We start from the raw sequence: 13553 nt of genomic DNA, 5'->3' as shown, positions 1-13553 counted from the left end.
TCAAGGCGCAGGGTCGCGCAAAGCCGCCTCGCCCAGCAGCACGCCATCGGCATTCAGTTCGGTCATCACCGTCATCAGCTTGGACAGCGCCTTGTACATCGTCTTGCGCTCACCCGCCGTCAGCTTCTCCAGCAGGAACTTCTGCCGGGCGCGGCCGACGTGCAGCACCTCCTCGCCGATGCGTCGGCCCTCGTCGGTCAGCTCGAAGATGGCGCGGCGCGCGTCCTTGGGATCGGTCGCCTTGCGCAGGAAACCGCGCTCGACCAGCGCCGCTGCCGCCCGGCTGATCTGCGCCCCGTCCAGCAGCAGCTTCTCGCAGATCTCGCCATAGGACAGCGGACCTGAATTCACCAGCCGCGCCAGCACCCGCCCCTCGGCAAAAGTCAGGTCGTAATAGCGCGCAAAATAGCGTGTGATGTTGCGGTTGAACTCTCCCGCCAGCATGGCCACCCGGTAGGTCAGGTAATCCTCGTGGCTCATCATGTCGTAGGCAGGCCCCTCGCGCGTATCGTCGAGGAAGGCAGGCATGGGCCAGTACAGTTGGCTCTTGGGCATCGTGGTTTTATCCTGAACTCGCGGCAGGTTCAGGCTAGCCGCGAGTGCTTGACGTGTCAAACAAAGCGCGAAGTCGCGCGGAAATCGGCTGCCGGGCGTGGGTGCAGGGCCACATGTAATGCGCAGGGGCCGGGTTATAAACCCCATTGCGCCGCTGCCCGGGCGTCAGCCTGCCCGCGGGCCCTGCCCTCTGGCCTGCCCCCCAGGCCATGACGGGCCGCTCTTTTCCATTGACCATGGGTCGGAGAGGAGGCACAGCACCGTCATGACCATCTACAAGATCTTCCGCCGCGCCGAATGGGACGACCTCTGCTCCAGGGGCGAAACCCTGGGCGCGCCCGTCGACCTGCAGGACGGCTACATTCATTTTTCGACCGCCGCCCAGGTGGCCGAGACCGCCGCCAAGCATTTCGCCACCCAGTCCGACCTGGTGCTGGCGGCCTGTGATCCCGCGCCCCTGGGCCAGGACCTGGTCTGGGAGCCCTCACGCGGCGGCGCCCTCTTCCCGCATCTCTACCGCGCCCTGCTGCGCGACGAGGTTCAGACCCACTGGGACCTGCCGCTGGACGGCGGTCGCCACCAGTTCCCGGACGGTATCCTGTGACACATCCCGCCCTGCCCCGCACCGGCCCCCTCGCCCGCATGATCGAGCGCACGGGCCTCGCGGCCCTGCACCGCTGTGATCCCGAGACGGCGCATGGCCTGTCGATCCGCGCCCTGCGGGCAGGGGTGGTGCCGCTGCCGGGGCGGGTGACGTCAGACCGTCTGGCCACCACGCTGGCGGGGATCGCCCTGCCGAACCCGGTGGGCCTGGCTGCGGGGTTCGACAAGAACGCCGAGGCGCTGGCGCCGCTCGCCCGCGCGGGCTTCGGCTTTGTCGAGGTCGGCGCCGCGACGCCCCGCCCGCAGCCCGGCAACCCCAAGCCCCGCCTCTTCCGCCTGACCGGCGACCGCGCGGTGATCAACCGCTTCGGCTTTAACAACGAAGGGATGGAGGCCATCGGCGCCCGCCTTGCGCAACGGCCGCGCGACGCGGTGATCGGGCTGAACCTCGGCGCCAACAAGGACAGCGCCGAGCGCGCCGACGATTTCCGCCGGGTGCTGGCGCATTGTGGCGCGCATCTGGATTTCGCCACCGTCAACGTCTCGTCGCCGAACACCGAAAAGCTGCGTGACCTGCAGGGCAAGGCGGCGCTCTCGGCGCTTCTGGCGGGCGTACTGGAAGCCCGCGAGGGCCTCGCGCGCCGCATCCCCGTCTTCCTGAAGATCGCACCGGATCTTGATGCCGAGGGCCTCGAGGACATAGCCGCCGTGGCCCTGGCAAGCGGCATCGACGCGGTGATCGCCACCAACACGACGCTCGACCGCAGCGGCCTCCATGATCCGCAGGCGCAGGAGGCCGGCGGCCTCTCGGGCGCGCCCCTCTTCGAGAAATCCACCCGCGTGCTGGCGCGCCTGTCGCAGCTGACCGACGGTCGCGTGCCGCTGGTGGGCGTGGGCGGCATTGCCTCGGGGGCGCAGGCCTACGAGAAGATCCGCGCCGGCGCCTCGGCGGTGCAGCTCTACTCGGCGCTGGTCTACGGGGGGCTGTCGCTGGTGCCGCGCATCGCCGCCGAACTGGACGCGCTGCTGGCGCGTGACGGTTTCACGAACGTGGCCCAGGCCGTGGGCACCGGCCGCGGGGACTGGCTGTGATCACGATCTGGCACAATCCGCGCTGCTCGAAATCCCGCGAGGCCCTGGCGCTGCTGGAGGCCACCGGCGAAGAGCTGCAGGTCCGCCGCTACCTTGAGGACGCGCCCTCGCGCGCCGAACTGCAGGCGCTGCAGACCCTTCTGGGCCTCGAACCCATCGCCATGATGCGCCCCAAGGAGGCCCTGTTCTCGGAACTGGGTCTGTCCCGCCACGACAGCCCCGACACGCTGCTTGAGGCGATGGCCGCCCATCCCCGCCTGATCGAGCGGCCGGTGGCGATCAAGGACGGTCGCGCCGTTCTCGGCCGCCCGCCCGAGGCTGTGCTGTCGATCCTCTGAGCAGCGTCACGACGGTGCATATTTGGGGAAAGATGAAAGCAGGGGCCGGGTTCCCTGTCATCTGGCCCCAAATACTCCGGGGGAGGCTTCCGCAGGAAGACGGGGGCAGCGCCCCCACCCCCTCTCAGCCCTGCGCCCCGGCCTCCAGCGAGGGGTATCGCAAGGCCAGCGTCACGGCCCGCGCCAGGAAGCTGATCACGTAGGCCGCCCAGAGGCCGTGATTTCCGAAGGGCGGCACCAGCAGCAGCGCCACCAGGTAGATCACCAGGCTGACCGCCATCATGTTGCGCATGTCATTGGCCCGGGTCGCGCCCACGAAGACACCGTCCATCATGAAGGCCCCGACGCCGGCCAGCGGCAGCGCCACGATCCAGGGCAGGAAATGGCGCGCGGCCTCGCGCACCGCAGGGGCCGTGCTCATCAGGTCGATGATCGCGCCGCCGGCGGCCGCGAAGGCCAGCGCCAGCACCACCGAGGTCAGCGCCCCCCAGAGCGCGCTTAGCCCCACCGCACGCCGCAGCCCGGCCCGGTCGCGACGGCCCATGGCATGCCCCACCATTGCCTCGGCGGCGAAGGCAAAGCCGTCGAGCGCCGCTGCGATGATCATCATGAACTGCATCAGCAGCTGGTTGGCGGCCAGCTGGGTGTCGCCGAACCGCGCCCCCAGGAACATGAAGCTGACCGTCATCGCCTGCAGCATCAGCGAGCGCAGCATGATGTCGCGGTTGACCTGCGCCATCCGGCGCAGCTTCAGCCGGTCCAGGACCCGCCCCCAGTCGTGCGCAGCGCGGTCCACGATCACCTGCCGACACAGCCACAGTCCCGCCAGCAGCGCCCCCCATTCCGCCACGAAACTGGCCCAGGCAACGCCCTTCAGCCCCCAGTCGAGATGCAGCACGAACAGCAGGTCCAGCACCAGGTTCAGCGCCGTCATCCCCAGCTGGATCACCAGCACCGCCAGCGTGCGCTCCTGCGCGATCAGCCAGCCGGTCAGCCCGTAAAGCGCAATCGCCGCCGGCGCCGAGAAGATCCGGATCCCCATATAGCCGCGCGCCAGCGCCTCGACCTCGGCCGAGGCGGGCGACAGGCGGAACGCCAGCCAGAAAAGCGGCCCCTGCAGCAGCACCAGCGCCAGCCCCGCCGTCAACCCCGCCAGCATTGCCCGGGTGAACAGCGCCGCGACCTCGGCCCGGTCGCCCGCCCCCAGGGCATTGGCCGCCAGGCCCGTGGTGCCCATCCTGAGGAAACCGAAGATCCAGTAGAGGCTTGAGAGCACGACGGACCCGATGCCCACCGCGCCGATCGGCGCCGCCTGGCCCAGCTGCCCCACCACCCCGGTATCGACCGCGCCCAGCATCGGCACCGCGGCCCCCGACAGCATCACCGGCAGGGCAATGCGCAGCACCCGCAGATGCGACAGCGCGGGCAACGGTTCGGCCAGGCTCAACGGATCAGCTCCTCAGGCTCGGGCATGCGGAAATGGCCCATGGCCTCGGCGATGGGGCGGTCGCGGTTGTCCTGCCAGGCCTCGGCCCGCACCGAGGCATAGCGCCGCCCCGAGCGCGTCACCCGCGCCCGCGCATAGGCATCCCGCGGCAGGCCCGTGCGCAGGTAATCAACGGTAAAGTCGATGGTCTTCGGCATCCGGGGCAAGGCCCCCGCCGCCACCGCCGCCGGATCCAGGCGCCCGCTTTCCAGGTCCTCCCACAGCACCGACCAAGCCAGGCCGATGACCGCGGTTGCCTCCAGGAAGGCCGCGGTGACGCCGCCGTGGATCGCCGGCAGCGCCGGGTTGCCGATCAGCTTGTCGTCATAGGGCAGGATCGCCGTCAGCTCGTCTCCCAGGCGGTCGAAGCGCAGCCCCAGGAACTGGTAATAGGGAATGTGGCCGACCAGCGCCTTCAGCGCGGCATCGCGGCGCTGCTTGACGACCTGGACGGGTTCGGGGGCGGGGCGGCTCATGCGGGATCCTCCGGGGTGCGGGGCGTGAAGGTGAAGGCGCCCGCCGCCGAGGCCACCGGATGCGCCTCGTCATCATCCAGCGCCACGGCGCGCACGAAGGCGACCGAGCGGGTCACGTGGTAGCATTCCGCCCGCGCCCGGATGCGCTGGCCGGGCGTGGCCGAGCGCATGTAGTCGACCCGCAGGTCCAGCGTCGCCGTCACGCCCCCCGACAGCGGATGCGACACCACCGCCGCCCCGCAGGTCGTATCCAGCAGCGTGAACACCGTGCCCCCCGCCATCACCCCGGTTTCCGGATCGCCCACCAGCCGGGCATCATAGGGGATCCAGGCGCTGGCCCTGCCCGCCTCGGCCTCTTCCACCACCAGGCCGATGGCCTGTCCCTGCGGTAGGTTCTGGGTGAAATAGCGGGCAAAATCGGCCCGGGGGCTGTCGGTCATGCTGTCATCCTTCCCGGCCGGGGCCGCGTGCCACGGTTGCTCTCCCGGGCCGCGCGCCCTAGGGTCGCGGCAAGGAAACAAGGGCTGTGTCAGGACATGTCTGAAACGAAGCTCGGCTTCAAGGAAATGTGCGCGCGCTTCGATGTGACGCCGCGCACCTTGCGGTATTACGAGTACATTGAACTCCTCGCGCCCGAGCGCGAGGGCCGCGCCCGCTTCTATGGCCCGCGCGAGATCGCCCGCATGACGCTGATCATGCGCGGCCGCCGCTTCGGCTTTTCGCTGGAGGAGATCCGGCAGTGGCTGGAGATGCGCGACCGGCAGGGCTCGGCCGAGCAGATGCGCACCTGGGTCGAGATGGCCGACCGCCAGCTGGGCGCGCTGGCCGAACAGCGCCGGCAGATCGACGACGCCATGGTCGATCTGAAAAGCCTGCGCGACTCGACCGCGCGGGACCTCGGGCTGGAGTGATCCGCCCTGCCGCACCGCGACAGGACGCTGCCCGGGAAACCGGCGCTTGCCTGCCGGATGGGCGGTTTTTCGGCATACAATCATGCTGCGTCGCGGAATATATCGCAATATATCCTCCCAAAGGGTCCAAGGTGCCCTTCAGATTTCGCAACAGGTTTTCTGGATAGCTCACGCAGATGTGCAATCGAATCCCTGTAAATTAACACTCTGGGGATAAGTCGCCCGCCGATACGGGCACGGAGCACCTCGGCCGAATCAGAGGCTGACGCAGGGTCTGAAAAATGCTGCAACACAGCGTGAAATAGCATGTATCAAGGAAATGAAATTGCGCCCTGACGCGGGACGTTCGCACTTATCTTACGTCAACTTGGAAATGACGTGACGTAGCGCTAACGCAAAACCGCTTCTGCGTTGTATCCGTCTGAAGTGAACGGCATTGCTCCCCGGTCGAAAAGAAAAACAATCGATGTGGGTGAGTGATGACGGACACTGCAGAAGTGATGACGATCCGCGAGATGTGCGACGCGTTCAATGTGACGCCCCGTACGCTGCGGTTCTACGAAGCGAAAGAACTGCTCTTTCCGATCCGTGAAGGCCAGAAGCGGCTGTTCACGCGGCGCGACCGGGCCCGGCTGAAGCTGATTCTGCGCGGCAAGCGCTTTGGCATCAGCCTGGAAGAGATCCGGCAGCTGCTCGACCTCTATGATCTGGGCGACCAGCAGCAGACGCAGCTGACCCGGACCTACGAGGTGGCGCAGCGCCGTCTGGAGGAGATGGAAGCCGAGAAGGCCGAGCTTGAGGCAGCGATGTCCGAGCTGAAAGAGCAGATGGAATGGGTGGCCAACGTGCTCGCCTCGACCAACGCGACGCGTGACGCCGCCGAGTGACGCGCGCATCCCACCCGGGGCGCGCGTGTAGCCTTGGGAGGGGTAGAGAATGCCGACTTATTCCGGTCCGGTAGACGATCTGCAATTCGTGCTGCACGAGGTGCTGAGGGTCTCTGAACAGGACATTCCCGGCTATGCGGAGCTGGAGCGTGATTTCACCGGTGCAGTAATGGGAGAGGCGGCAAGGATCGCCTCGGAGGTACTGGCACCGTTGAATGCGCCCGGCGACCGCAGCGGGGCGAAGCTGGTGGATGGCGTGGTGCACACGCCCGCAGGCTTCAGACAAGCTTTCGAAACAGTGAAGGACGGCGGCTGGACGGGCCTCGACTGTGACCCGGCCTATGGCGGCCAGGGCATGCCGCATGTGCTGTCGGTGGCGACCGGAGAGATGTTCTCGGCGGCGAACCAGGCTTTCTTCATGTATCCCGGCCTGACCCATGGCGCCTATTCGGCGATCCATGCCCACGGGACAGAGGCACAGAAGGCGCTTTACCTGCCGAACCTGGTGTCCTGCCACTGGACCGGCACGATGAACCTGACCGAGCCCCATTGCGGCACCGATCTGGGCCTGATGCGCACGAAGGCCCTGCCCCAGGACGACGGCAGCTACCGGATCAGCGGCGAAAAGATCTTCATCTCGGCGGGCGATCATGACCTTGCCCCGAACATCATCCATCTGGTGCTGGCGCGGATCCCCGGCGCCCCCGAGGGCATCAAGGGCGTGTCGCTCTTCATCGTGCCGAAGGTGCTGGTGAATGCGGACGGCAGTCTGGGCGCGCGCAACGCGGTCTCGGTCGGCAAGCTGGAAGACAAGATGGGCATCCACGGCAATGCCACCTGCGTGATGCAGTACGACGGCGCCACCGGATACCTGCTGGGCGAGGCCCACAAGGGCATGCGCGCCATGTTCACCATGATGAACGAGGCCCGCCTGGGCGTCGCCATGCAGGGCCTGTCGCAGGCCGTCGCCGCCTACCAGAACGCGGTGATCTATGCGAAAGAGCGCCGCCAGGGCCGCGCCGTGACCGGCGCCACCCATCCCGAAGACCCGGCCGATCCGCTGATCTCGCATCCTGACGTGCGGCGGATGCTGATGGACCAGAAAAGCTTCATCGAGGGGGCGCGCGCCTTCGGCCTCTGGGGCGGCACGCTGATCGACCGGGCGCGCCGGACGGGCGATCCGGCGGCCGAGGGGCTGATCTCGCTGCTGACGCCGGTAATGAAGGGCTTCATGACGGATCTGGGCTTCGAGGCCACGGTCCAGGCCCAGCAAGTCTTCGGCGGCCATGGCTACATCGAGGATCACGGCATGTCGCAATTCGTCCGCGACGCCCGGATCACGATGATCTACGAAGGGGCGAACGGCGTGCAGGCCCTGGACCTGGTGGGCCGCAAGCTGGCCGCCCAGGGCGGACAGCCCGCGATGGCGCTTTTCTCGATGCTGAAGGACTTCTGCAAGGAGGCCTCTGCGGATCCGGACATCGCCCGCGATTTCGCCGAACCGCTGAAGCAGGCCTCGAAACAGCTGCAGCAGGCCGCGATGTTCTTCATGGAGAAGGGGATGAAGGATCCGAACGAGGCGCTGGCAGGATCCAACGATTTCCTGCACCTCTTCGGCCATGTCTGCCTGGGCTACCTCTGGACGCGGATGGCCGTGGCTGCGCAGAAGTCTCTGCAGGAAGGCACCCCGCATCCCGATTTCCACCACGCCAAGCTGGCCACAGGGCGTTACTACATGGCCCGACGGCTGCCTGCGACGGCCATGCATCTGCAGCGCATCCTGTCGGGTGCCGCCCCCGTGATGTCACTGCCGCCCGAAAGTTTCTGATCCGCTCAAAAGCAGGGGCCGCCCGCTGGCTGCGGACGGCCCGACGCCTCCGGCGGGAGTATTTCTGGTCAGATGATAAAGAACCGCTGTGCTTTGGACCCGCAGGGTCGAAAGTGGTTCCGCTCCGCCCCGCCTCACCGGGTTGGCTACCAGATATATCGGTGGCGGAGCGTCACCTGACACGTCCATCGGCTCTCCAGCCTGTAACGCCCCTTCAGCATCCCGCACCAAGGTTAAAAACAGGTGACCCGTTCCCTGTCATCTGACCATAAGTACTCCACGGGGGTGCGGGGGTGTGAAACCCCCGCCCTACCCCGCCAGCCAAGGGAGGCATCATGACGGCACAGCTCCATTGCTTCGGAGAAAGCGGCAACGCCTATAAGGCGGCCCTCACCCTGCAACTGACGGGATATGACTGGGAACCGGTCTGGGTCGATTTCTTCCACGGCGCCCAGCGCCAGCCCGACTTCCTGTCCCTCAACGAAATGGGCGAAGCACCGGTCTTCGTCGAGGGCGCGCAGAGGCTGACCCAGTCCTGCGTGATCCAGCTGCATGTGGCCGAACGCACGGGCCAGCTGCTGCAGGGCGACCGGGCCGAGATCCTGCGCTGGATGTTCTGGGATGCGCAGAAGGGATCGGGCCAGCAGGGCTCCTTGCGGTTCATGCGGAACTTCCTGCCGGAAGAGAAACGCCCGGCCGAGGCCATCGCCTGGCTCTCGGGGCGCGTAGACGCGGCGCTGACGGTTCTGGACCGGCATCTGACAGGGCGCGACTGGGTGGCCTCGGATGTGCCTACCCTCGCGGATTGCGCCTGTGCCGGATACCTCTATTACCCCGAGCCCTTCGGCTATGACGCCGAAACCTATCCCGCCATCGCCGCCTGGCTGGCGCGGCTGGCCGAACAACCCGGCTGGGCCCATCCCTATGATCTCATGCCTGGGCACCCTTCGGACCGGGGCCTTTAGGACCCTACGCAACGTCCTTGTGGATTTCCCGTGACCCAAGGTCATGATGACACCGGAGGAGGCCGCGTTTCCCGGAACGCGGAAGACGCAGGATCGCGAGGAGACCATGACCGAAGCCTATATCTATGACGCCCTGCGCAGTCCGCGCGGGCGCGGACGCCCCGACGGCGCCCTGCATGAAGTCACTGCCGTCGCCCTGGGGCGACAGATGCTGAACGCCATCCGGGACCGCAGCGACCTGTCCGGCCCGGTGATCGAGGATGTCATCTGGGGCAATGCCACTCAGGCCTTCGAGCAGGGCGGCTGCCTGGCGCGCACCACCGTGCTGGCCTCGGATCTGGACCAGGCGATCCCGGGCCTGTCGATCAACCGCTTCTGCGCCTCGGGGATGGAGGCCGTGAACCTGGCCGCGAACCAGGTGAAGGGCGGCGCCGGTCAGGCCTATGTCGCGGGTGGCGTCGAATGCATGTCGCGGGTCGCCATGGGCAGTGACGGCGCGGCCGTGGCCGTCGACCCGAGCGTCGCCATGACGCATCACTTCGTGCCCCAGGGCATCAGCGCCGACATCATCGCCACCCGCCATGGCTTCAGCCGCGCCGATGTCGATGCCTATGCGGTTGCCTCGCAGCAACGCGCCGCCACCGCCTGGGCCGAGGGACGCTTTGCCCGCTCCATCGTGCCCGTCACCGACATCAACGGCCTGACGATCCTCGATCATGACGAGGCGATGCGCCCCGGCACCGATCTGCAGGCGCTGGCCGCCCTGCGCCCCGCCTTCAGGGAGATGGGCGAGGCGATGCCCGGGTTCGACAAGGTGGCGCTGCTGAAATACCCGGAACTGGAACGGATCGAACATGTCCACCATGCCGGCAATTCCTCGGGCATCGTCGACGGGGCGGCAGCGCTGCTGATCGGCTCGAAGGCCTTCGGCGAGGCCCATGGCCTGACGCCGCGCGCCCGCATCCGCGCCACCTCCCGGGTCGGATCGGATCCGACGATCATGCTGACCGGCCCGGTCCCCGCGACCGAGCGCGCCCTGCAGGCCGCCGGCATGTCCATCGCCGACATCGACCTGTTCGAGGTGAACGAGGCGTTCTCCTCGGTGGTGCTGCGCTTCATGCAGGCCTTCGGCGTCGATCATGACCGCGTCAACGTCTGCGGCGGCGCCATCGCCATGGGGCACCCGCTGGGGGCCTCAGGCGCCATCATCATCGGCACCCTGCTGGACGAGCTGGAGCGCACCGGCAAGGGCACCGGCCTGGCGACGCTCTGCGTGGCCTCCGGGATGGGTGCCGCGACCATCATCGAACGGATCTGAGGGAGAGGGCAGATGACCGATTTCACGATGGCCCGCGATGCCGACGGTGTCGCGACGATCACCTGGGACGTACCGGGAAAGTCGATGAATGTGCTGAGCCTTGCGGGCGCGGCCGAACTGGGCGCGCTGATCGAGGACGCCCTGGCCGATGACGCCATCCGCGGCGTGGTGATCACCTCGGCCAAGGACAGCTTTGCCGCGGGGATGGATCTGAACGTGCTGGCGGGGATGCAGACCGAGGGCGCGCAGGGCACCTTTGATGCCGTCATGTCGCTGCACACCCTGCTGCGGCAGATCGAGCGCGCCGGGATGGACCCGAAGACACTGAAGGGCGGCAAGCCCATTGCCGCGGCCCTGCCCGGCACTGCCCTTGGCATCGGGCTGGAACTGCCGCTGGCCTGCCACCGGATCTTTGCCGCCGACAATCCCCGGGCCAAGATTGGCCTGCCCGAGATCCTTGTGGGCATCTTCCCCGGCGCGGGCGGCACCACGCGACTGGTGCGCAAGCTGGGCGTTATGGGCGCCTCGCCCTTCCTGCTGCAGGGCAAGCTGTCGGATCCCCGGGCCGCGCAGGCGGCCGGGATCATCGACGAGGTAGCCGCAGATCCCATCGCCGCCGCCCGTGCCTGGGTGCTGGCGGCGAAGGATGCCGATCTGGTGAAACCCTGGGACGCCAAGGGCTACAAGGTGCCGGGTGGCGCGCCCTATTCGCCGCAGGGCTTCCCGACCTTCGTCGGCGCCAATGCGATGATCGCGGGCCAGACCTGGGGCGCCTATCCCGCCCCCAAGGCGATGCTGTCGGCCGTCTACGAGGGGCTGCTGGTGCCCTTCGACACCGCCCTGCGCATCGAGGCCCGCTGGTTCACCCATATCCTGATGGAGCCCTCGTCCGCCGCGATGATCCGGTCGCTGTTCCTCGACAAGGAGGCGCTGGAGAAGGGCGCGAACCGCCCCGAGGCCCCGGACCAGAGCGTGCGTCGCCTGGGCGTCCTGGGCGCGGGCATGATGGGCGCGGGCATCGCCCTGACCGCCGCGCGCGCAGGTATTGACGTGGTGCTGATCGACCAGGACCAGAACGCGGCCGAGCGCGGCAAGGCCCATACGCAGGCGTATCTGGACAAGGGGGTGAAGCTGGGCAAGACGACCCCGGACCAGCGCGACGCGACGCTGGCGCGGATCACCGCCACCACCGATTACGGCGCGCTTGCCGATGTCGACCTGGTGATCGAGGCGGTCTTCGAGGACCCCAAGGTCAAGGCCCAGGTCACCGCCCTGGCCGAGGCCGCGATGCCGCCCGATGCGATCTATGCCTCGAACACCTCGACCCTGCCGATCACCGGCCTGGCGCAGGCCAGCACCCGCCCCGGCCAGTTCATCGGCATCCATTTCTTTTCGCCGGTCGAAAAGATGGCCCTGGTCGAGATCATCCGAGGCAAGCAGACCCAGGACCGCGCCGTGGCCAAGGCGCTGGATTTCGTCCGCCAGATCCGCAAGACCCCCATCGTCGTCAACGACGCGCGCTTCTTCTATGCCAACCGCTGCATCATCCCCTATCTGAACGAGGGCGCGCGGATGGTCACCGAAGGGGTGCCGCCGCAGCTGGTGGAACATGCCGCGCGGATGCTGGGCTTTCCGGTCGGGCCGCTGCAGCTGATCGACGAGACCTCGATCACGCTGGCGCTGAAGATCGCCAGCGCCACCCGCGCCGCGATGGGGCCCGCCTATCCCACCGACATGGCGCCGGTCGATGCGCTGATGCAGGCGATGGCCGAGGCCGGGCGGCTGGGCCGCAAGGCGGGCGCGGGCTTTTACGACTATGACGAACGCGGCCGGCGCAGCGGCCTGTGGCCCGGGCTGGCCGAACGCTACCCGGCCACGGATCCCCTGCCCGACCTGCACGAGATCCAGCTGCGGCTGATGTTCGTTCAGGTCCTGGAGGCCGTCCGCGCGCTGGAGGAAGGCGTGCTGACCGACATGCGCGAAGGCGATGTGGCAGCGATCCTGGGATGGGGGTTTGCCCCCTGGTCGGGGGGGCCGTTCTCGTGGCTGGATCTGCTGGGGGCGCCCTATGCGGCGGAAACCTGCGACCGGCTGCAGGCCGCCCATGGCGACCGCTTTGCCTGCCCGGCGCTGTTGCGCGATCTGGCCCGCGGCAGCCGCGGCTTTCGCGCCGCCTGAACCGGGGCCGACAGCGGCACCTGAACCGGGGATGCGGCCTGCGGGCCGCGTCCCCTCAGGGCATCAGGGTGGGGGTAAAGATCGCCAGGACCCGGTCGACCTGATCTGCAATCGCCTGCTCCGGGGCGGCCTGCCCCGTTCCGGTCGTCAACGCCTGCCACAGCAGCGGGCCGAGCGCGGCGCTCAGCATCAGCCCGGCGGTCTCCTCCGGGTCGGCCATGCGGAGCGCGCCCGCCTCCTTCAGTGCCGCGAACCGGGTGTTCAGCGTGCCGAAAATTCCCGCCAGATTGACCCGCAGGTATTCCTCGGTCACGTCCGAGGCATTCGGCGTTTCGGAAATCACCAGCCGCAGCAGCGCCACCTGGCGCGGATCCAGCAGGCTGCCCAGGACCGAAATCAGCAGGGTACGAATCTCTTCTGCCGGGGTCAGGCCCGAAGGCACGGCCGTGTCTTCGGGGCAGTCCATCTGATGCGCCCGCACCAGCGCATGCAGCAGTTGTTTCTTGTCCTTGAAGAACCGGTACAGCGTGCGTTTGGACATGCCCGCTTCCTGGGCAATAGCCTCGACCGTGGCACCGGCAAAGCCATCCCGCACGAAGACGCCATAGGCCGCCTCGAGGAGGGCCGCACGCCGGGCCTCCTCGGTCAGGACGGGCGGACGACCGGCCTTGCGCGGTGCCTTCCCGAGACGTTCCGTATCGCTGTTCTTCATCATGCCGGGATGTTTCATGGGGGGAATATACCACGCAAGCGTTTTATATTATTGGCCGGATCCGAGATTCGACCGATTGGCGGAACTGCTGCGGCGCCCGGGAAAAGCGCTCCATACGTCATCGTCCGGCATGGCCCTGACGCGACCCCGGTCGCGTCCCTGACGGCGCCCATCCTGCCCCGTGGGCGGTCCCCTGTCCGCCCC

At 67.8% G+C, this 13553-nt stretch carries 14 protein-coding genes; 9 read left to right on the top strand and 5 right to left on the bottom strand.

The window, feature by feature from the left end:
- Positions 1–555 carry a MarR family winged helix-turn-helix transcriptional regulator gene (locus AC2ITM_RS05405; RefSeq protein WP_486468801.1) on the bottom strand — a complete coding sequence of 185 codons (555 nt, stop codon included), beginning with the start codon at positions 553–555 and terminating at the stop codon, positions 1–3.
- Positions 556–820: 265 nt separating this feature from the next.
- Between AC2ITM_RS05405 and AC2ITM_RS05400 the strand changes: the two genes are divergently transcribed.
- The 3 genes from AC2ITM_RS05400 to arsC are packed head-to-tail and all read left to right on the top strand — an operon-like array spanning position 821 to position 2588.
- Positions 821–1159, top strand: coding sequence for a DUF952 domain-containing protein (locus AC2ITM_RS05400; RefSeq protein WP_486468800.1), 339 nt, complete (start codon positions 821–823; stop codon positions 1157–1159).
- Positions 1160–1197: 38 nt separating this feature from the next.
- Entirely contained in the window at positions 1198–2250 is a 1053-nt protein-coding gene (locus AC2ITM_RS05395) for a quinone-dependent dihydroorotate dehydrogenase (protein WP_486469396.1), read from the top strand.
- Positions 2247–2588: an arsenate reductase (glutaredoxin) gene (arsC, locus tag AC2ITM_RS05390; RefSeq protein WP_486468799.1), complete on the top strand. Its 342-nt coding sequence runs from the start codon at positions 2247–2249 to the stop codon at positions 2586–2588. Before AC2ITM_RS05395 ends, arsC begins: the two co-directional genes overlap by 4 nt.
- A gap of 124 nt (positions 2589–2712) precedes the next feature.
- Here arsC and AC2ITM_RS05385 read toward each other — a convergent pair whose 3' ends face one another.
- The 3 genes from AC2ITM_RS05385 to AC2ITM_RS05375 are packed head-to-tail and all read right to left on the bottom strand — an operon-like array spanning position 2713 to position 4990.
- Positions 2713–4029 carry an MATE family efflux transporter gene (locus AC2ITM_RS05385; RefSeq protein ID WP_486469395.1) on the bottom strand — a complete coding sequence of 439 codons (1317 nt, stop codon included), beginning with the start codon at positions 4027–4029 and terminating at the stop codon, positions 2713–2715.
- Positions 4030–4031: 2 nt separating this feature from the next.
- Entirely contained in the window at positions 4032–4550 is a 519-nt protein-coding gene (locus AC2ITM_RS05380; protein WP_486468798.1) for a PaaI family thioesterase, read from the bottom strand.
- Positions 4547–4990 (bottom strand): PaaI family thioesterase, encoded by a 444-nt coding sequence (locus AC2ITM_RS05375; protein ID WP_486468797.1) that lies wholly within the window; start codon positions 4988–4990, stop codon positions 4547–4549. Before AC2ITM_RS05375 ends, AC2ITM_RS05380 begins: the two co-directional genes overlap by 4 nt.
- A gap of 96 nt (positions 4991–5086) precedes the next feature.
- Between AC2ITM_RS05375 and AC2ITM_RS05370 the strand changes: the two genes are divergently transcribed.
- The 6 genes from AC2ITM_RS05370 (at position 5087) to AC2ITM_RS05345 (ending at position 12637) form a co-directional block, all read left to right on the top strand.
- A complete protein-coding gene (locus AC2ITM_RS05370; protein ID WP_486468796.1) occupies positions 5087–5461 on the top strand; it encodes a MerR family transcriptional regulator in 375 nt (124 codons plus the stop codon).
- Positions 5462–5940: 479 nt separating this feature from the next.
- The gene (locus AC2ITM_RS05365) at positions 5941–6348 is read left to right on the top strand and encodes a MerR family transcriptional regulator (protein ID WP_486468795.1); all 408 of its coding nucleotides are present in this window, start codon (positions 5941–5943) and stop codon (positions 6346–6348) included.
- A 49-nt stretch (positions 6349–6397) separates the two neighbouring features.
- Positions 6398–8176: an acyl-CoA dehydrogenase C-terminal domain-containing protein gene (locus AC2ITM_RS05360; protein ID WP_486468794.1), complete on the top strand. Its 1779-nt coding sequence runs from the start codon at positions 6398–6400 to the stop codon at positions 8174–8176.
- 335 nt (positions 8177–8511) lie between these two features.
- Positions 8512–9141 (top strand): glutathione S-transferase family protein, encoded by a 630-nt coding sequence (locus tag AC2ITM_RS05355; RefSeq protein ID WP_486468793.1) that lies wholly within the window; start codon positions 8512–8514, stop codon positions 9139–9141.
- A 106-nt stretch (positions 9142–9247) separates the two neighbouring features.
- A complete protein-coding gene (locus AC2ITM_RS05350) occupies positions 9248–10459 on the top strand; it encodes an acetyl-CoA C-acetyltransferase (protein ID WP_486468792.1) in 1212 nt (403 codons plus the stop codon).
- A gap of 12 nt (positions 10460–10471) precedes the next feature.
- The gene (locus AC2ITM_RS05345) at positions 10472–12637 is read left to right on the top strand and encodes a 3-hydroxyacyl-CoA dehydrogenase NAD-binding domain-containing protein (protein WP_486468791.1); all 2166 of its coding nucleotides are present in this window, start codon (positions 10472–10474) and stop codon (positions 12635–12637) included.
- 55 nt (positions 12638–12692) lie between these two features.
- On the opposite strand, the gene AC2ITM_RS05340 is transcribed toward AC2ITM_RS05345, so the two are convergent.
- Positions 12693–13352: a TetR/AcrR family transcriptional regulator gene (locus tag AC2ITM_RS05340; RefSeq protein WP_486468790.1), complete on the bottom strand. Its 660-nt coding sequence runs from the start codon at positions 13350–13352 to the stop codon at positions 12693–12695.
- Positions 13353–13553 lie beyond the last annotated feature (201 nt).

This window comes from Pseudooceanicola sp. NS-SX9 (genome assembly GCF_057380705.1).
Note: the sequence above shows the minus strand (reverse complement) of the source record. Positions and strands in the feature narration are given on the sequence as shown.

Excerpts from the sequence above, each read along its gene's own strand:
- AC2ITM_RS05375 (WP_486468797.1), bottom strand. The coding sequence starts at position 4,990 with ATGACCGACAGCCCCCGGGCCGATTTTGCCCGCTATTTCACCCAGAAC.
- AC2ITM_RS05405 (WP_486468801.1), bottom strand. The coding sequence starts at position 555 with ATGCCCAAGAGCCAACTGTACTGGCCCATGCCTGCCTTCCTCGACGAT.
- AC2ITM_RS05340 (WP_486468790.1), bottom strand. The coding sequence starts at position 13,352 with ATGATGAAGAACAGCGATACGGAACGTCTCGGGAAGGCACCGCGCAAG.
- AC2ITM_RS05400 (WP_486468800.1), top strand. The coding sequence starts at position 821 with ATGACCATCTACAAGATCTTCCGCCGCGCCGAATGGGACGACCTCTGC.
- AC2ITM_RS05345 (WP_486468791.1), top strand. The coding sequence starts at position 10,472 with ATGACCGATTTCACGATGGCCCGCGATGCCGACGGTGTCGCGACGATC.
- AC2ITM_RS05350 (WP_486468792.1), top strand. The coding sequence starts at position 9,248 with ATGACCGAAGCCTATATCTATGACGCCCTGCGCAGTCCGCGCGGGCGC.
- AC2ITM_RS05355 (WP_486468793.1), top strand. The coding sequence starts at position 8,512 with ATGACGGCACAGCTCCATTGCTTCGGAGAAAGCGGCAACGCCTATAAG.
- AC2ITM_RS05395 (WP_486469396.1), top strand. The coding sequence starts at position 1,198 with ATGATCGAGCGCACGGGCCTCGCGGCCCTGCACCGCTGTGATCCCGAG.
- AC2ITM_RS05365 (WP_486468795.1), top strand. The coding sequence starts at position 5,941 with ATGACGGACACTGCAGAAGTGATGACGATCCGCGAGATGTGCGACGCG.
- AC2ITM_RS05370 (WP_486468796.1), top strand. The coding sequence starts at position 5,087 with ATGTCTGAAACGAAGCTCGGCTTCAAGGAAATGTGCGCGCGCTTCGAT.
- AC2ITM_RS05360 (WP_486468794.1), top strand. The coding sequence starts at position 6,398 with ATGCCGACTTATTCCGGTCCGGTAGACGATCTGCAATTCGTGCTGCAC.
- AC2ITM_RS05380 (WP_486468798.1), bottom strand. The coding sequence starts at position 4,550 with ATGAGCCGCCCCGCCCCCGAACCCGTCCAGGTCGTCAAGCAGCGCCGC.